A 17,393-nucleotide genomic window follows, 5' to 3' on the forward strand; every position below is an offset into this window, starting at 1 on the left:
GCGGCCCGGCCGGGGAGTCAGGAAGGACCTTTGAGAGGGGTGTGACCATGCGCATCGCCGTACCGGTGCAGGAGGACCGCCTGAACCCGCACTTCGGCCGCTCGCCGGCCTTCGCGTTCTTCGACGTCGATCCCGGAACCCGGCAGATCACCGGCCCGCAGATCCTCCCGGCGCCCCCGCACGACCACGGCGCCCTCGCGGCATTCATCAAGGAGAACGGGGCGGCCGTCGTGATCGCCGGGGGCATGGGCCCGGGCATGCGGCACGCCCTGGACCGGGAAGGGATCACCGTCGTCCTGGGTGCGCCCGGCATCGACCCTGAAGAGGTGGTCAGGCAGTACCTGGACGGCACCCTGGTCACCGCCGATCCGGGCCGTGGGCACGACCATGGGCAGGGCTGCTGCCACCGTCACGCAGGGGAAGGGCGGTGAGCGGGCGATGCGCCGGGCACACCACCACCATCCCCGGTGCCGGGAGCGCCGCTCGGGCATGGGCCACATGTACCGCTTCGTCGAGCCCGTCGTGCTGTTCGCCCTGAAGCGGAAGGGAGAGAGCCACGGTTACGACCTGGCCGGCGTCGTCCGGGAGTGCGCCCTGACCGAGTCCGAGATCGAGCGGGCCTCCCTCTACCGGACCCTGAAGCACCTGGAGGCCGCCGGGCACGTGACGTCCCGCTGGGAGGCCGACCAGAGCGGCCCCGCCCGCCGGCTCTACCGGCTGACCGAGAGCGGCGAACAGTACCTGGGGGAGTGGGTGGAGACGCTGGACAGGCTGTCTCAGGCCATGGCCCGGTTCGTGGCGGAGGCGCGCAGCCTCGGGGAGGACAGCCGGTAGCAGACGAAAAGCGCGGCCCCTGTGCCCGGGACCGGGCACAGGGGCCGTCGCGCGCCTTCCTTAAACTTAGTAGTTCTCCACGAAGATCTCAAAGTACGCCTGCGGGTACTGGCATGCCGGGCAGAACTTCGGCGCGGCCGTGCCCTCGTGGATGTACCCGCAGTTGCGGCACTTCCAGAAGTACTTGCCGTCGCGCTGGAAGACGACGCCCTTCTCCAGGTTCTCCACCAGCTTGCGGTAGCGGGTCTCGTGCGCGGTCTCCGCCTTGGCGATCATCCGGAACGCCGTGGCGATCTCCTTGAACCCCTCCGCCTCCGCGATGTCCGCGAACTCGGGGTACATCTCGGCCCACTCGTGGTGCTCGCCGGCGGCGGCGGCCTTCAGGTTCTCCACGGTGTTGCCGATCGCGATCGGGTACGCGGCCTGGATCTCCACGTCGGCCGGCATCTCACCCTCCAGCCCGGCTGCGGCCAGGCTGAAGAACCGCTTCCCGTGCTCCGCCTCGTTCAGGGCTGTCTCCTCGAAGATCGCGGCGATCTGCTCCAGCCCCTCGTCCCGGGCGACCTTGGCGTACATCATGTACCGGGCCTGGGCCTGGCTCTCCCCCGCAAACGCCTTCAGCAGGTTCTCCAGCGTCCTGGTGCCTTTCAGGTTCATACGGATTCTCCTTTCCCCAGCGAGGGGTCCGCGGTCGCTGGTGTACATCCCCATTCTACCCGAGTTTGTTCTCGGTTTCACTTGTCCAAAGGACCCATGCCCCCTGGTCCGGACGGCCTGCCCCGACCGAATCCCCCGGGCCCCCGGCATAGTCCCATCGACCACCGCCTGCCCCCGGCCGACGCGTCTCCGGCCGTCCGGGCGCGACGCGGCCCCAGCCCGCCCCGTCGGGGGGAGCCGGGGCCGCGTTCCCGGTTCGCCCGTCCATGGGCGGACCGGGGCAGCGAGCTTTCAGCGCAGCGGCGGAGGCGCTACAGCCCGATCTTGACCCGCGTGGCGTAGAACACCACCCGGCCGGCCAGCTCGCCCAGGGCCACCAGCGCCACCAGGGCGCCGGCGAACTGCGGCATGTTCGCCAGCTTCTTCTGGGCCACCCGCCGCCAGACCAGCGGCATCATGATCCCCGTCCCGGCGGCGATGCACACGATCTGGCTCCAGTACAGCGCCGACCACTCCCCCGCGATCAGGGCGGCGGTGGCCTGCGCCTCGGGACCGGCCGTGCCCAGGTACACCCCGTGCAGCGCCAGCGCCATCACCTGCAGGGCCAGCATCGCCATGGCGCCCACCACCAGACCCATCAGGCCCCGGGGTTCCTCCCCACCGGTCCGGCAGCACAGCCCGGCGAACACCGCCGACGTGCCGATCAGCCCCGCAGTGGCGTAGAACACCAGCGTCGTCGACACGTGCGTCCAGGCGGGGAAGGCCGTGGTGCGGTAGATCATCGACATGACGTAGATCAGCGCAAGGCCCGCCAGGCTCGTCAGCACCGCCCAGCCGTTTCTCGTCTCGCGGCTGCCCACCTCCTGCCGCTCCAGCACCACGCTCGCGATGCCGGTCACGCCGAACAGCAGCGTCAGCAGGATCTCACGGCTCAGCCACGACGTGCCCAGGTTCCCCATCGTCTTCAGCGCGTTGAGCGGGTACCCCAGGTGCGTCAGCGAGGCCAGCACGCCCGCGATGCCCAGGCCCAGGGCCAGGTACAGGAAGCGCATCCGCGCCTCCTTCGATTCCGCATTCCACAGCACCAGCCGGCTCGCCACGTAGATGCCCACGGACGACTGCAGGCAGAGCGTGTAGAGAATCAACGACCAGTCGTGCATGTTCACTTGCGGCTCCCTCCAATCGGCGAGCTGATGGCCCCGGTCGGCGGGTTGACCAGGAGGGACGGGCGGGTACGGGACGGATCGGCCAGCCCCTGCACCCAGGCCGTGCCGCCGTGCTTGGCCCGCAGTTCCTCGATGTCGCCGAAGTCGATCAGCTGGTACGGGCAGGCGTCCACGCAGACCGGCCGCTGCCCGGCCTCCACCCGGTCGATGCAGCCGTCGCACTTGTGCACCCTGCCCACCTCAGGGTTGTACTGGGGGGCGTCGTACGGGCAGGCCCAGACGCAGCTCTGGCACCCCACGCAGTCGTCCTGGTTCACGAGCACGAGGCCGTTGTCGGACCGCTTGTACATCGCCCCGGTGGGGCAGACGTACACGCAGGCCGGATCGGCGCAGTGGTTGCAGCTGATGGAGAACCAGTACGAGGTGACGTTGTGGACCCAGCCTTCACCGCGCTGCACCCAGCCGCCGTCCTCGTAGTTCACCACCTTGCGGAACAGCTGGCCAACCTCGAGGCTCGCCCGGTCCTTACAGGCGATCTGGCAGGTCTTGCATCCGGCGCAGTACTTGGCATCGATGAAGAACCCGTATTGCATTCCTGCTCACCTCCTCAGAGCTTGGCCACCTGGACCAGGTTGGTGTGCTGGGGGTTGCCCTTGGCGCCCGGGGTCGGATGGTACTTGGTCAGCACGTTGATGCAGCCGCGGGTGTCGATGCCGTTCGCGTTCGGCGTGTACCAGGCACCCTGCGGCAGGTCGACGACGCCGGGCATGATGGCCTTGGAGACCCGGCACCGCACGTGGACCTCGCCCCGGTCGTTCCAGACCCGCACCATGTCGCCGTCCCTGATGCCCCGCTCGGCCGCGTCGATCTCGTTGATGGTGAGCATCTGCGGCTCCACTTCCTCCAGCCACGGGTTGTTGTCGTGGGTGGAGTGGACCCGCCGCTTGGTGTGGTGGCCGACCAGCTGCAGGGGGTACTTCTCCCGCAGCTCGGCGGGGGCGTTGGGACCCTCCCAGGCGGGAACATACTTCGGGATGGGCGGGAGCTCATCCGCGTTGCCCCGCTCCGCGCCCAGCCTGGCCAGCTGCTCGGAGTAGATCTCGATCTTGCCCGAGGGCGTCTTGAGCGGATTGCTCTCGGGATCCGCGATGAAGCTGGCGAAGGCGATCACCGGCTTCTCCTGCGTGCCGCGCACGATCGGATCCTCCAGCAACTTCTCCCAGGTGGGGAAGCCCGGGTTCTTCTCGCCCAGCGCCGCAATGGCCTCCCGGCACCAGTCCTCCCAGGTCTTGCCCTCGGTGAACTGGTCGTAGATGCCCAGCTTCGCGGCGACGCCGGCGCAGACCTCGTAATTGGTCTTGGCATCGAAGAGCGGCGTGATGGCCGGGACGCCGAGGTAGAAGCGGTCGCCCATCACGTTGGTGCTGCCCCGGCCCAGGTGGAGCCGCTCGTAGCTGGTCCGGTCGGGCAGCAGGAGGTCGGCGTACCGGGCCGACGGGGTCATCATGACGTCGTGGACCACGATAAACTCGCAGAGGGACTCATCCTGCAGGATGCGGTGCGTGGCGCCCGCGTCGGAGTGCTGGTTGATCAGGGTGTTGCCGCCGTAGTTCCAGATGAACTTGATGTTCGCGTCCAGCTTGTCCGCCCCGAGCACGCCGTCCTTGGCCGTTAGTTCCTTGCCCCGCACGATGGCCTCGGTCCACATGAAGACCGGGATCTGCGCTTTCACCGGATTGGTACCGGTGGGGATGCTCGGGCTCGGCGCGCCCTTGCGGGAGGGGGTCAGCCCGGTGCCGCCTCCGCTCCGGCCGATGTTCCCGGTCATGGCCATCAGCACGGGCAGGCCCCGCACCGGTTGCTCGCCGTAGGCGTTCCGCTGCCAGCCGTAGTGCTGGAGCAGCGCGCAGGGCTTTGTGATGGCGATCTCCCGGGCCAGGCGGACGATGGTCTGCCGCGGCACGCCGGTGATCGCCTCCGCCCACTCCGGGGTCTTGGGCACCCCGTCGGCCTCACCCAGCACGTAGCTCTTGTAGCTGGACTTGGGCGGGGCGCCTGCCGGCAGGTGCGCGTCATCGAAGCCCACGCAGTACTTGTCCAGGAAGGCCTGGTCGTGGAGATTCTCGGTGATCATGACGTAGGCCATCGCGTCGATCAGCGCGTTGTCCGTGGTCGGGCGGATGGGGATCCACTCGTCCGCCAGGGCCTTCGCCGTGTCGGAGAGGCGCGGATCGACCACGATGATCTTGACGCCGGCCCGCTTGGCCTGCATCAGCCAGTGGAACTCGTTGCCGCCGCCCGGCTGGGTCTCACCTGGGTTGCTGGCAAACAGCACGATGAGACGGGAGTTGACCAGGTCATCGGCCGAGTTGCAGCCCGCGCTGCCGTACGTGTACGGCGCCGCCCACGTATAACAAGCGGAGGAGTAAGTCCCGTAGTAGCCCAGGTAACCGCCGAGCATGTTGAGCAGGCGCGGAATGGGGGTGCGGCTCGTGCCGTCCGTGCCGGAGGCGTAGTGGTTGAACACGGCCTGATTGCCGTACGTCTTGATGATCCGGTCCAGGTTCTCCGCGATCAGCGTGTAGGCCTCGTCCCAGGTGATGGGTTCGAACTTGCCCTCGCCCCGCTTGCCTACCCGCTTCATGGGCTGCTTCAGCCGGTCAGGGTTGTACACGAACTTCCGGGTGGCCCGGCCGCGCAGGCAGGCGCGCATCGCCGGGAAACCGGACCGGTCCAGCTGGTCCGTGTCGACGCGGACGATGACGTCGTCCTTCACGTGCAGCCGCAGGGCGCACGAGTAGCCGCCACAGTTGACGGTACACTGCTGCCACACCATCTTGTCCGGCACGGGGGTTCCGGTCGCTTCCGCCGTGCGCGCCAGCGGTTTCAGGCCCGTATCCAGCGCCGCCGCCCCGCCGAGGGCAGCGCCGGCACCGACCACCGCCGACCACTTGAGGAAGCTCCTGCGGGAAATCTCCGGCAGCATCTTGTTACCTCCTTCGGTGTCAGGTGCGAACAGGTTCCGCGGCTACCTCTTCCAGGAACTTGCAGTCCACCCGGAGCAGACCCAGGGTCAGCCGGGCCAGGCCGGCATAGAAGCCCGTTCCCCCGGCGGCCTCCACCTTCGTCGCGAAACGGTCCGCCCAGCGGAGCAAGTGTTCCGCGAGGCACTCGCGCTGCCCCGCCAGCAGATCCCGGGCGCCCGCGACATCCCCCGTCCTCAGCCGCTCCGCCGCCCGGCGGGAGAGCTCGCTGACAAACGCCAGCTGAACGGCGATGTGGTCGTCCGTCACGGCAACCGCCAGTTCCGCCTCCAGTCCGAACCTGGCGTAGAGCGCCCTGACCCGGAGGGTCTCCTCGCCCATCAGGGCCCCCTCCCGGTCCAGGTACACGGACTGCCACGGTGGCGCGGCGGCCGGGCCCAGGGTTCCGAAAAGGTGCCAGAACTCGTGTCGGAGCGCGTCCGGGTCCACGGCCGGCAAAGCGGCGGCCAGCCGCTCCAGGCCACGGTCGACATCCGGCTGTCCCCGACCCACCGGCCATTCCCGGACGAAATCGGGGTGACGGATCACCGCCAGCAGCCGCTCGTCGGGCGGATCGCGAAACAACCTGGCCAGAAGCCCGTACACCTCGGCCCGAACCTCGCAGTACCACGCCAGGTCCGGCAAATCCACGGCCAACTCCCTCCTTCCGCGGGGGACCGCCAGCACGGTGACGGCCCTCACGAGCTTTGTCCCCATTGTGCCGCACAGTGCGGAAAGGCCGGTATCGCCGTCGGGACAACGATTTCTGCTCAAAACTGAGGAGTACTCCTCTGCAGGACCTAGGATAGAAACCGGATGCATACCGGGGGTCTACGGACTATGCGCGGGGAGCGCGGGCAGACCTGCGCGACCGGGCATCGGCAGGCTCGGCCGGGCCGACACAAAAGAACCGGGCTCCGCTGAGGGAGACCCGGCTCTTCCATAATTCTAAGCGTCAGGGGTCCGCCGACCGCTCATCTCAGGCCGGCCCGGACGGTCATCCGCCCGTCGGTCAGCTCGACCCCGGTGAGCGTAAGCGGCGCCACCAGGGAGCTCACGTCGATGTCCAGCAGACCCTGGGACACGATCTCGGCGATGACGCCTTCAGGCACCCGGAACTCGCGCACCTGCATCAACGAGGGCTCGAACCGCAGCCTGCCGTCGGGCAGCACCAGGAAGCCGCCGCTGATCTCCACCGGTACGTCCGCGAACGTCCCGGAGAGCACGAAGGCCTCCTCCTCCCCCACCAGGTCCACACGCAGGCCGGCGAGCGCGTCGTAGCCGCCGATGTAGGCGTTGAGCTGCTCCTCGGTGATGGTGGCCACCGCGCTCGGCGGGAACAGGGAGAAGCGGAGGTCGTCGGGCTGGAGACCCGCGGTGCCCAACTGCTGCAGAGCCTGCCCGAGGGCGTCCAGGACAGGCATGGCGCTCTGCTGCCAGTCGGCCTCCACCGCCGCCAGGGCTTCCTCCACCTCGGCACGCTCGTCGCCGAGGCCCGCCAGGATCGCCTCACGGTCTGCGATGGCCGCCTCCAGCTCCGCCACCCGGGCGAGCTGCTCGTCCCGCAGCCGGTCGGCCTCGGCCCGGGCCTGCGCCAGCCGCTCCGCCTGGGCCGCCACCGCCGCCTGCGTCTCCATGAGCACCCGGGCCAGGCGGGCGTCGTAGTCCATGATCTGCTTCAGCGCGTCCAGCCGCCAGAGGAAATCCGCCAGCGACCCGGCGGTAAGCAGCAGCACCCACGGGCCCCGGTTGCCCTGCTCCCGATAGTACCGGAGCCGACGGCCGTACTGCTCCCTGCGGGCGGCCAGCTCCTCCTGCAGGCGGGCCAGGTCGGCGAGGGCCGCCTCCTCCTGGGACGAGACCGCGCGCAGGCGCGCCTCCACGTCGGCGAGGGCGGCGCGCGCCTCCTCCAGCCGGCGGTTGAGGACGAATAGCTCCTGCAGCACCGCCGCGCGGTCCTGGCCGGCGGCGCCCGCGACCTGCGCCCGGGGCGCCGGCACCGCCAGAAGCAGGGCCATGAGGCAGAGCAGACCCACAAGACGCGCTCCCCTCATACACGCCCCTCCTCTCGCCGTGCGCTCTCTTGTCATTACTACGGCGGGCGATCCCTCTCCTGCCCTGTGCGGGCCGCGCCGCCGGGCGTCCGGCCCCCGAGGCCGGACGGCGCTCCGCACGGCGCTCCGGACGGCGGCGCGCAGCGGGGCGCCGCATCAGAGGTGCAGCGCCCCACACTCGCCCGTCAGGTTGACCTTCCCGGCTCAGTCGTTGCCCCCGTCCATGCCTGCGGGAGCGCCGGCCAGCCTCTTCTCCCAGATCTCGTCGGCCAGTTCGCCCCAGGCCGCCGCGTAGCCCGCCAGCTTCTCGGCGAACTCGTCCACCGTCTCGTTGTCGCTCTTCTGCGTGTAGTACGCCCCCGACTCCTTGACCATGTCGCGGAGCACATACGGATGGTCGATGATCGGGCACGGTCGGCGCAGGTTCCCGGAGAAGGGCTGCCGCTTCTGGTAGGCCTTGAACAGCGGGTTCTGCAGGGCCTCCGCGACCGAGACCTCGTGGATGTTGCAGGTGGCGTAGTGGGCGAAGGCGCACGGCTCCACGTCGCCGGCGGAGTTGATGTGGAAGTACTTGCGCCCGCCGGCGATGCAGCCGACGGCCGCCTCGCCGTCGTTCCAGAAGTCCACCAGGAAGATCGGCTTGGTGCGGCGGAACGCGGTGATGCGGTCGAACATGTACGCCCGCTGCTCCGGGGTCGCCATGAGCTCCAGGTCCACGTCCCGACCGATGGGGATGTAGGTGAAGAACCAGCCGAAGGCGGCCCCCTTCTCCACCATCCTGTCGATGAACGCCTCGCTGCCCAGCTCCTCGGTGTTCTTGCGGGTGTAGGTGGCCGAGAAGCCGTAGATGACCCCCGCCTCCCGCAGGATGTCCATGGCGTCCATCACCTTCTGGAAGACGCCCTTGCCCCGCCGGGCATCGGTGGACGCCTCCAGCCCCTCCAGGCTGAGGGCGAAAACCATGTTGCCCCGCTCCGCCGCCTCCCGGGCGAACTCCCGGGTGATCAGCGTGCCGTTGGAGTAGATGTGGAACATCTTGTCCGGATGGCGCCTGGCCAGCTCCAGCAGGTCATTCTGGCGGACCATGGGCTCGCCGCCCGAGATGACGTAGAAATGAATGCCCAGCTCTCCGCCCTCCCGGCAGATGCGGTCCATGGTCTCGAGGCTGAGCTCGGGCCGCAGCTCGTAGTCGCCCGCCCAGCAGCCGATGCAGCGCAGGTTGCACTTGGCGGTGGGATCCATCAGGACGGCCCACGGCACCTTGACGCCCAGCCGCTTCTCCGCCTCCCGCTGCTTGGGGATGCCGACCAGGCTGGCGTTGATGAAGAAGTTGACCGCCGTGCGCTTGCGCACGTTGGGGTGCGTCTCGGTGAGCATCCGCATGCCCAGCTGGTGCCAGTTGCTGCTCTCGTCGTCGAGGTAGGTCTTCACCTTGGCGGCGATCTCGCGATGGCTCTCCAGGGGAGCGTTGTGGACCACCCAGTCGACCAGACGCGGAAGGTTCTCCTCCGGGTTGCGCATGACCATCCCGATCAGGTATTCCAACACCTGGCGGCCCAGATAGGTCTCAGCGAGATTCATCAACCTTCCCTCCTTCGGATGCTGCGGTGCGCCAACTGCCCCCTGCGGGGCCGATCACGCCAACTCCGCCTGGAACGCAGCCTCCTCCCGGGCAACCAGCTCCTCCAGGTGCCTCAGCACGTCCTCCGCCGCTTCCGCCTCCTCCCGGGGCGTCGCCTGTCCGTCCAGGTGCAGCGCCGCCACCACGGTGTCCGCCATGAGGCCGGCGACCTGCTCGTCGCTCATCTCCGCCTGGTCGGGTACCCAGGAGACCATGAGGAAGAACCCGAGAAAGATCGCGCTCACCAGGAACGCCTGGGCCTGGGGTGTGAGGTCGCGCCGCATCAGGTTGGACCGGCCGAGGAAGTCCAACAGCAGGTGGAACAGCTCCTTCTGCTCGGGGTGATCGCGCTGCTCGCGCCGGAGCAGGTTGCCGACCACCTCCACGTCGCGGGTGAAGACCGCCCGCACCAGCGGGCGCTCGAGCAGCCCCAGCGCCGCCTGCTTGAAGAGGGCGTGCACCGTGAGCGGCTGCTTCTGGGCCCGCATGCGGTCGAGGAAGCTGCGCGTGAGCAGGATCTGCTCCCGGCGCAGAACCGCGCCGAACAGCTCCTCGCGCGTGTTCCAGTGCAGGTAGAGCGTCCCCTTGGCCACCCCGGCCTCCCGCGCCACATCGTCCATGGTGGTCTTGCTGTAACCGTACCGCTCCACCAGCGACGCGGCCGCGTCGAGGATGCGCAGGGCCCGCTCCGTCCGCCGGGACTGCCGGCCCCGTCTTTCGATCCGGCCGGCAGCTCCTCCGCCTGCCACGTCGCCTGCGGTGCGCGCATCACCTGCCCTTCCCGCACTCCCCACCCGGCCTTCGTTGCGCTCGCCTCTCCCCCTGAGCACCATCCCCTGCCGACCCCCGTTTCAGGAGTTTGACCAGATATGCATATCCAGTCATAGATTCACCATTAGCGTACCCCATGGGTCCCCGCCGCACAAGAAGCCCAATAGGCCTCTTCTGCCCACGCCCCGCTGCACTTTCGGGGTACGCCGAAAGCGCAAGACCCAGCCCGTTCGGTCACGAACAGGCTGGGTCTTGCTGCGTTTCCGTGCCGGGGGTGCGGCGTTCAGCACCCCTCCGGCCCGCACTCCTCCCGGCGCTCGATGTCGGCGATCATGTCGACCCGGCGCTGGTGGCGGCCCCCTTCGAACGAGGCGTTCAGCCACTCGTCGACAATCATCTTGGCCAGGTCCACGCCCACCACCCGGGCGCCGAAGGCCAGGATGTTGGTGTTGTTGTGCTGCTTCGACAGGCGGGCCGTGTACGGCTCGCTGCACACCACGGCCCGGATGCCCCTGACCTTATTCGCAGCCAGCGAGATGCCCACCCCGGTGCCGCAGATGAGAATCCCGCAGTCGACCTCCCCTGCGGCCACCGCGCGGGCCACCCTTTCCCCGTAGATCGGATAGTCCGTCCGTTCGGTGCTGTCCGTGCCGAAGTTGACCACCTCGTGGCCCAGGCTTTCCAGGTGGGCCGCGATGGCCCGCTTCATCTCCGTACCCACGTGATCATTGCCGATGGCAATCCTCATCCGCTTCCCGCTCCTCCGTCTTGGCTCGTCCAGCGTCAACGCCGGCAGTCGCCGCTCCGGCTGCGCAGTTCCGCGATCACCTCGCCGTAGGGCTTGCCCCTGCCGAAGAGTCCCTTGGTCCCGAGCACGAACCCGTCCACGCCGCGCGGGGCCAGACGCTCGACCACGGCTGCCGTGCACGCACCGTCGATCACGATGCGGTAACCGTAGCGCTCCTTCAACTCCGCCAGGCGGTCGACCTTCTCGTCAACGAACGACAGGTATGGCTGCCCGGCGAACCCGGGATTCACGGTCATGACCAGGACGTACTGGGCCAGATGGAGCAGCGGCTCGATGGCCTCCACCGGCGTCCCGGGGTTGATCGCGATCCCCGGGGCGGCGCCGGCGTCGGCGATCTTCAGCAAGGTCCGCGCCGGATGGTAGTCCGCCTCCGGATGGGTGTAGATGACCTTGATGCCCAGTTTCGCGAACTTCTCCACGTAGTTCCCCGGGTCCTCGATCATCAGGTGGACGTCCGCCGGCTTGGTGGCGTGGGCGGCAATGAACTCGATGTCCTGCAGCCCCATGCCAAAGTTCGGCACGAACCGACCATCCATCACATCCAGGTGAAACATGTCGATCCCGGCGGCCTCCAGTTCGGCCACCTCATGGGCGAGGTTGCCGAAATGGGCGCACATCATCGACGGGCACAGCAACACCGACAAGGCAGTTGTCTCCTTTCTCAGAGGTAACTCGGGTTCTGAAGTCGCTTGTAGGCGTAGATCCCCGCACCGATCACGCCGCTCTCCTGGTTGGGCGCCGCGTAGATGATGCGGAAGTCGAGTCCCGGGTAGGGTTTGCGCGCGTGCCGGTAGATGGCGGCTTCCAACTCGGCCCGGGGAAACCCTTCCATGTGCAGGATTCCGCCGCCCAGGATGATGCAGTCCGGATCGAAGATGTTGATCTCCGTGGCGATGGGCAGCGAGAGGTCCTCGACGAACTGCCGCAGCGCCGGATGGGACGCATGCCGGATGAACAGCTCCTCCAGCGGAACGTCCGGGAACTGCTCCTGTTGGATCCGTTCCAGCCGCAGGCCCGACGCGATGATCTCGGCGCACCCCGGGTTTCCGCATCCACAGCGGTCCTGCAGCCGGAACAGCGGCACGTGGCCCAGTTCAGCGGCCATGCCGTGCCTGCCCGTGAGCAGCCTGCCGTCCAGGAAGACGGCGTTCCCGAAACCGGTCCCCACATAAAAACCGAGCACGATGGGCAGCCCTTCGAGGTCGTGCGCCAGGAGGTCGTGCAGCATCAGGAAGTTCACGTCCCGGTTGACGAACACGGGCACGCCTAGCGCCTGCTCCATCAGGTCGGCGACCGGCAGGTCATTCAACCCCGGAATGTTGGGGGTGGACATCACGACCCGCCTGGTCCGGTCCACCGTGGAGGGGAAGCCGACGGCGACGGCGGCCGGCAGCCGGTCGCCAAGGTGAGCGGCGATGTATGCGGACACGGTGTCGATCAGCCGCTGCACGGGACGGTCGCCCTGGAGAATCTCCCTCGTCTTCCGAATCTCGAACTGCGATACTTGGTAGTTCCGGTCCACGAGCCCCAACCGCAGGTGAGTGCCACCCAGGTCGATGCCCAGGACGACGTCGTCGTACAAGTCGATGACCTCCTCGTCGTGCGGGCCGGCCGCACGCTTATCCACGCTTGCGGCTCGCGCCGAAGAAGCGGTCCAGGGTGACGGCGACGATGATCAGGGCGCCCATGGCGATCTGCTGGTAGTAGGAGGAGACGCCCACCATGTTCAGGCCGTTGTTGATGACGCCGATGATCAGACCGCCGACCACCACCTTCGGCACGACGCCGACGCCGCCGAAGAAGCTGGTCCCGCCGATGATGGCAGCCGCGATGGCGAAGGTCTCATAGCCCGTGCCGGCGTTGGGCTCGGCCGCCCCGAGACGGGCGATGTTGACCATCCCCGCGAGGCCGGCGCAGATGCCGGCGATGGTGAAGGCCAGCAGGGTGTGCCGCTTCACATTGATGCCGGCAAACCAGGCCGACTGAGCGTTGCCGCCGATGGCGTACAGGTTGCGCCCGGCCTGGGTCTTTTTCGTGAAGAATGTCAGCACCAGGGCGGTGATCAGTGCGATGAGGATCGGGGTCGGCACCACGCCGAACAGCTTGCCGCCCATCGCCTTGGTGAACGTGACCGGAACCCCCGATACGGCTCTGGCGGAGGAGACGGTCAGCGTGAGCCCCCGCAGGATGGCCTGGGTGCCGAGGGTGATGATGAAGGGGGGAAGGCCGGTGGCGTTGATCAGCCCGCCGTTGAGGGCGCCGATCAGCCCGCCCAGCAGGATGGCGCCCAGGACCACGGCCAGGAAGGGGTGCACGCCCGCAACCAGCAGCTTGGCGGTCACCACGCCGGTCAGGGCCATGGTCGAGCTGACCGACAGGTCGATGCCGGCCAGCAGGATGGCGAAGAACTCGCCGCAGGCCAGGAGGATGGTGATCGCGCTCTGCTCCACGATCTTGATCAGATTGCTGCCCCCGAGGAAGGCCACGGGCTCCAGAGCGCCAAACACGAGGATCATGAGGATGAGAATCAGGACAGTGCTGTACTTGTCCCATACATCGCTGAACGAAAGACGCTTCTTCACCGCGATGTCCTTGGCCAATTCAGTTCCCTCCACTCGCTCCGGCGCCGACGGTGGCCGCCTTCACAATCTTTTCCTCGGTCGCTTCCGCGGCCGTGAACTCCGCGCTGATCCGGCCCTCGCTCATGACGATAATGCGGTCGCACACCGACAAGAGTTCCGGCAGCTCCGACGAGACGACGATGACCCCGATGCCGCTTTCGGCCAGCGACCGCATCAGCTTGTAGATCTCCGCCTTGGTGCCCACGTCAATGCCCCGGGTGGGCTCGTCGAAGATCAAGACTTTCACGCCCGCCGCCAGCCACTTGCCGAGGATCACCTTCTGCTGGTTGCCGCCCGAGAGCTCGGTGATGTTCTGCTCCAGCGAGGCGCACTTGATCTGCATGTCGGCCCGCGCCTTCTCGGCCGTCTTCTGCTCGTCCCGCTCGTTCACGAGCCCCCACAGGCCGCCCCAGCGGGCGAGCTTCAGCTGCCGGGCGATGGCCACGTTCCGCCGGATGCTGAAATTCGGGAAGAAGCCCGTCTCGCGGCGGTTTTCGGTGACCAGACCGATGCCTTTCTTCAAGGCGTCGTAGGGCGAGCGGATCTCCATTCGTTCGCCGTGCAGCCAGATCTCGCCCGAGCGGATGGGGTCGGTGCCGTAGATGGCGCACATGGTCTCACTCCGTCCGGCGCCGACCAGCCCTGCGAATCCCAGCACCTCGCCCTCCCGGAGGGCGAAGGAGACGTCCTGCACGCGCCCGTCCCGGCGGGTCAGGTTCCGGACCTCGAAGATGACCTTTCCGGTCCGGTGGACGTCGGTGTTGGCCTGGTACTTGTCCTTCAGCTCCCGGCCCACCATCATCGTCACCAGGCCGTCCATGGTGACGTCCTGCACGTCCCGCGTCCCCACGTAGGTCCCGTCCTTCAGGACGGTGATCCGGTCGCCGATGGCGAGGATCTCCTTCAGCTTGTGGGAGATGTAGACGATGCCCTTTCCCTCGCCCTTCAGCCGGCGGATGATCGCAAAGAGCTTCTCCACCTCGGCGTCGGTCAGCGACGAGGTCGGCTCGTCCATGATGATGACCCTGGCGTTGAACGCCACAGCCTTGGCGATCTCCACCATCTGCTTCTCCGAGATGCTCAGATCCCCGACGAGCGTCTCCGGCGACCGGCGCAGGTCCAGGATGTCCAGCAGCTCCTGGGTCCGCTGCCGCATGAACGCGTAGTCGACGACCGGGACGCCCATCACCTTCCGCACCGGCAGGCGGCCGACGAAGATGTTCTCCTCGATGCTGAGCTCGTTGATCACGCTCAGTTCCTGATAGATGATGCTGATGCCCAGCTTGGCCGAGAGCGCCGGGGTGAGCCGCGGGTACGCGCGGCCATCGACGGTGATGGTCCCGCTGGTGGGTTCGTAAGCGCCGCTCAGGATCTTCATGAGCGTCGACTTGCCGGCGCCGTTTTCCCCCAGCAGCACGTGCACCTCGCCGGGACGGATGTCGAAGGTGATGTCGCTGAGGGCCCTGACCCCCGGAAACGTCTTGGTGATGTGATCCATCCGAACGAGCGGTTCCATGGCGCACCCCTTCCCTCCCGCATCGTGATCGGCACCCGGCGGCAGCGCCGCCGGGTGCCGACCCGGGTCAGCCACCCTAGTTGGCGTCCTTGGTGATCAGGATCGCGTCGACCGATTCCATCGCAGGCGCCGCGTTGGGGTCAATCGCCTTGCCCGCCTTGACGGCCTCGATCATGAGCTGCACGCCTCGGCGGCCGATCTGCGCGGGATCCTGGGCCACGGTCGCAGCGAGCTCGCCGGCCTTCACCGAAGCCACCGCGTCCTCGTTGCCGTCGGTGCCGACCACCACGATGTCCTTGCCGGCGTTCTTCACCGCCTCCAGGGCGCCCATGGCCATGGTGTCGTTGCAGGCGTAAATGCCCTTCAGGTCGGGATACTTGGCGATGTAGTTGGTGGCCAGGTCATAGGCCTTGGTGCGGTCCCAGTCCGCCGGCTGGCTCTCGACCAGTTCGACCCCCGCCTTCAGGAAGGCTTCGGTGGCGCCGGCCTTGCGATCCTCGCCCGAGGCCGCGCCGGCCTTGCCCTCGATGATGGCCACCTGGCCGGAACCGCCGATCCGGTCGATGATGTACTGCGCGCCCGTCCGCCCGACGGCCTTGTTATCGGTGGACACGAAGGCCTGGACGGCGCCGCCGAGCCCCTTCAGGCTCTCCAGATTGAGCTTCTCATCGATGTTGATGACGTAGATGCCCTTCTTCGAAGCCTCGGCCACGGCCGGCACCAGGTTGTCCGCAGAGATGGGCGCCACGCCGATCGCCTTGTAGCCCTTGTTGATGGCGTTCTCGAGCAGGGTGACCTGCCCTTCCACGTCATCCTCCGAGTTGGCGGCGTAGATATCGACCTTGATGCCCTGCTTCTCGGCTTCCTCGAGGATGCCGTCGCGCATGCTCTGCCAGAACGGGCTGGAGAGCACCTTGAGAACGACGGCGTACTCGGCCTTCGTTTCGGTCTGCTGGCCGGGGGTCGACGAGCCGGGAGTCTGCGTCTGGGAGCTTCCACAGCCGGATACGGTGACAGCCAGCGCAGCGGTCAGCAACACGGAGGCAGCGATCCTGGACACTTTGGTCACGGTGGTTTCCTCCTCCATCTGTGTGTATTCAAAACCCTTGCCGAGGCACGGGCTCTGAATCAGGCAGAAGCGTAAACGTTTACTCTTCGATGGTAAACGTTTACTCACGCAAAAAGAAAGGTCACCGGGTCGTATTGCGGAGGACCAGTTCCACGGGAAGCCGATAGTGCTTGCGCTCCAGTGGCTTTCCTTCGATCATCTGCACCACGGCGTAGGCGCCCAGCCTGCCGAACTCCTCCACCGACTGCCGGACGCTGGAAAGGGAGAAGGCCTCGGTGCCCGAGAACGAAAGATCGTCAAACCCCACCAACCGGATGCGTCTGCCCGCTGCCATCCCGGCCGGACCGGACAGGCAGCTCAGCACGCCGTAGGCCAGCAGATCGGCCGTGCAGAAGAAGCCATCGATCTCGGGGTGAGCGCGCATCAGCTGCAAGGCCGCCTCGAAGCCGCTGGACATGCTCACCCGGGAGACCTGCACCACCAGGTCCTGGTCGAAAGGCAGCCCCCGTTCTTCCAGGGCCTTCCGGTACCCGCGCAGGCGGTCACCGTGAGAGGAGATGTCCGGGCGGTACGTGATGAGACCGACACGCCGGCATCCGCTGTCCAGCAGGGACCGGGTGGCCAGGTACCCGCCCTCCTCGTTGGCGCTCTCGATGAACACGAGCTCGGCGGTTTCGCTGGTCCGGGGCGGCTTGCGGTCGATGTACACCGTCGGCACCAGGAGCGACGGCTGCCCTTCGGTGCGGAGACCGGAGATGTAGATCAGCCCGCTGACCTTCTGGGCCCGGAGCATGGCGAGGTAACGCTTTTCCTTCTCGTACTCCTCATTGGTGTTGCAGATGATGGTCGAGTAGCCGAGCGCAAACAGGTTGTTCTGCAGTTCCTGGGTGACCCGGGCGAAGAACTCGTTGGTGATGTCGGGCACGATCACCCCGACGACCTGGAGTTTCCGGGTGCGCAGCCCCCGCGCCACCAGATCGGGCTGATACCCGTATTCCTCTATGATCTGCAGGACTCGCTGCTCCGTCTCTTTGGAGTACCGGCCGTTCCGGTTGATGACCCTTGAAACCGTCGCCACCGAGACGCCGGCCAGTTCCGAGATCTCCTTGATGGAGACGCTCCGCTTCTTCACGGGTCACTCCCCTCCGATCGACCGACTGCGATGGGAAAAGGTTTACCCACACCATCCTTTCACATCGTATCCGCCAATCCTTCAACCTGTCAATAGGCGATTCATCCTTTGGTATGAACGA

At 67.3% G+C, this 17,393-nt stretch carries 17 protein-coding genes; 2 read left to right on the forward strand and 15 right to left on the reverse strand.

Annotated features, from left to right (window positions below; translation table 11 throughout):
• The first annotated feature begins 47 nt into the window (after positions 1–47).
• The gene (locus STH_RS11600) at positions 48–431 is read left to right on the forward strand and encodes a NifB/NifX family molybdenum-iron cluster-binding protein (protein ID WP_011196450.1); all 384 of its coding nucleotides are present in this window, start codon (positions 48–50) and stop codon (positions 429–431) included.
• Positions 388–834 carry a PadR family transcriptional regulator gene (locus tag STH_RS11605; protein ID WP_148205572.1) on the forward strand — a complete coding sequence of 149 codons (447 nt, stop codon included), beginning with the start codon at positions 388–390 and terminating at the stop codon, positions 832–834. The genes STH_RS11600 and STH_RS11605 overlap by 44 nt, the downstream gene beginning before the upstream one ends.
• Before the next feature lie 66 nt (positions 835–900).
• Here STH_RS11605 and rbr read toward each other — a convergent pair whose 3' ends face one another.
• The 15 genes from rbr to STH_RS11680 form a co-directional block, all read right to left on the reverse strand.
• On the reverse strand, positions 901–1,491 hold the full coding sequence (gene rbr / locus STH_RS11610; RefSeq protein ID WP_011196452.1) for a rubrerythrin: 591 nt from the start codon (positions 1,489–1,491) through the stop codon (positions 901–903).
• Between the two features lie 311 nt (positions 1,492–1,802).
• The gene (locus tag STH_RS11615; protein ID WP_011196453.1) at positions 1,803–2,651 is read right to left on the reverse strand and encodes a dimethyl sulfoxide reductase anchor subunit family protein; all 849 of its coding nucleotides are present in this window, start codon (positions 2,649–2,651) and stop codon (positions 1,803–1,805) included.
• Positions 2,652–2,653: 2 nt separating this feature from the next.
• Entirely contained in the window at positions 2,654–3,250 is a 597-nt protein-coding gene (locus STH_RS11620; RefSeq protein ID WP_011196454.1) for a DMSO/selenate family reductase complex B subunit, read from the reverse strand.
• Positions 3,251–3,264: 14 nt separating this feature from the next.
• Positions 3,265–5,643, reverse strand: a complete 2,379-nt coding sequence (locus STH_RS11625; protein ID WP_011196455.1) for a dimethyl sulfoxide reductase subunit A — start codon at positions 5,641–5,643, stop codon at positions 3,265–3,267.
• Positions 5,644–5,662: 19 nt separating this feature from the next.
• Positions 5,663–6,331, reverse strand: coding sequence for a TorD/DmsD family molecular chaperone (locus tag STH_RS11630; protein ID WP_043713986.1), 669 nt, complete (start codon positions 6,329–6,331; stop codon positions 5,663–5,665).
• A 323-nt stretch (positions 6,332–6,654) separates the two neighbouring features.
• Positions 6,655–7,734 (reverse strand): coiled-coil domain-containing protein, encoded by a 1,080-nt coding sequence (locus STH_RS11635; RefSeq protein WP_148205573.1) that lies wholly within the window; start codon positions 7,732–7,734, stop codon positions 6,655–6,657.
• Positions 7,735–7,938: 204 nt separating this feature from the next.
• Positions 7,939–9,315, reverse strand: a complete 1,377-nt coding sequence (locus tag STH_RS11640) for a radical SAM protein (RefSeq protein WP_043713989.1) — start codon at positions 9,313–9,315, stop codon at positions 7,939–7,941.
• A 54-nt stretch (positions 9,316–9,369) separates the two neighbouring features.
• Positions 9,370–10,188, reverse strand: a complete 819-nt coding sequence (locus STH_RS17400; RefSeq protein WP_083766085.1) for a TetR/AcrR family transcriptional regulator — start codon at positions 10,186–10,188, stop codon at positions 9,370–9,372.
• A 221-nt stretch (positions 10,189–10,409) separates the two neighbouring features.
• Entirely contained in the window at positions 10,410–10,874 is a 465-nt protein-coding gene (gene rpiB, locus STH_RS11650; RefSeq protein ID WP_011196460.1) for a ribose 5-phosphate isomerase B, read from the reverse strand.
• Positions 10,875–10,909: 35 nt separating this feature from the next.
• A complete protein-coding gene (locus STH_RS11655; protein WP_338054966.1) occupies positions 10,910–11,572 on the reverse strand; it encodes a ribulose-phosphate 3-epimerase in 663 nt (220 codons plus the stop codon).
• Between the two features lie 23 nt (positions 11,573–11,595).
• Positions 11,596–12,561, reverse strand: coding sequence for an allose kinase (gene alsK, locus STH_RS11660; protein WP_083766086.1), 966 nt, complete (start codon positions 12,559–12,561; stop codon positions 11,596–11,598).
• On the reverse strand, positions 12,554–13,534 hold the full coding sequence (gene alsC, locus STH_RS11665; protein ID WP_148205575.1) for a D-allose ABC transporter permease: 981 nt from the start codon (positions 13,532–13,534) through the stop codon (positions 12,554–12,556). The genes alsK and alsC overlap by 8 nt, the downstream gene beginning before the upstream one ends.
• Position 13,535: 1 nt before the next feature.
• Positions 13,536–15,071 carry a D-allose ABC transporter ATP-binding protein AlsA gene (gene alsA, locus STH_RS11670; protein WP_011196464.1) on the reverse strand — a complete coding sequence of 512 codons (1,536 nt, stop codon included), beginning with the start codon at positions 15,069–15,071 and terminating at the stop codon, positions 13,536–13,538.
• Between the two features lie 76 nt (positions 15,072–15,147).
• Positions 15,148–16,140: a D-allose transporter substrate-binding protein gene (gene alsB, locus STH_RS11675; RefSeq protein WP_197525169.1), complete on the reverse strand. Its 993-nt coding sequence runs from the start codon at positions 16,138–16,140 to the stop codon at positions 15,148–15,150.
• 121 nt (positions 16,141–16,261) lie between these two features.
• Positions 16,262–17,272 (reverse strand): LacI family DNA-binding transcriptional regulator, encoded by a 1,011-nt coding sequence (locus STH_RS11680; RefSeq protein WP_011196466.1) that lies wholly within the window; start codon positions 17,270–17,272, stop codon positions 16,262–16,264.
• Positions 17,273–17,393 lie beyond the last annotated feature (121 nt).

Origin of the sequence: Symbiobacterium thermophilum IAM 14863 (assembly GCF_000009905.1) — a bacterium.
Lineage (GTDB): Bacteria > Bacillota > Sulfobacillia > Symbiobacteriales > Symbiobacteriaceae > Symbiobacterium > Symbiobacterium thermophilum.

Coding starts and splice junctions, on each gene's coding strand:
- STH_RS11620 (WP_011196454.1), bottom strand. CDS start 3,250: ATGCAATACGGGTTCTTCATCGATGCCAAGTACTGCGCCGGATGCAAG.
- STH_RS11600 (WP_011196450.1), top strand. CDS start 48: ATGCGCATCGCCGTACCGGTGCAGGAGGACCGCCTGAACCCGCACTTC.
- STH_RS11625 (WP_011196455.1), bottom strand. CDS start 5,643: ATGCTGCCGGAGATTTCCCGCAGGAGCTTCCTCAAGTGGTCGGCGGTG.
- STH_RS17400 (WP_083766085.1), bottom strand. CDS start 10,188: ATGGTGCTCAGGGGGAGAGGCGAGCGCAACGAAGGCCGGGTGGGGAGT.
- STH_RS11635 (WP_148205573.1), bottom strand. CDS start 7,734: ATGAGGGGAGCGCGTCTTGTGGGTCTGCTCTGCCTCATGGCCCTGCTT.
- STH_RS11615 (WP_011196453.1), bottom strand. CDS start 2,651: ATGCACGACTGGTCGTTGATTCTCTACACGCTCTGCCTGCAGTCGTCC.
- rbr (WP_011196452.1), bottom strand. CDS start 1,491: ATGAACCTGAAAGGCACCAGGACGCTGGAGAACCTGCTGAAGGCGTTT.
- STH_RS11640 (WP_043713989.1), bottom strand. CDS start 9,315: ATGAATCTCGCTGAGACCTATCTGGGCCGCCAGGTGTTGGAATACCTG.
- rpiB (WP_011196460.1), bottom strand. CDS start 10,874: ATGAGGATTGCCATCGGCAATGATCACGTGGGTACGGAGATGAAGCGG.
- alsA (WP_011196464.1), bottom strand. CDS start 15,071: ATGGAACCGCTCGTTCGGATGGATCACATCACCAAGACGTTTCCGGGG.
- STH_RS11605 (WP_148205572.1), top strand. CDS start 388: ATGGGCAGGGCTGCTGCCACCGTCACGCAGGGGAAGGGCGGTGAGCGG.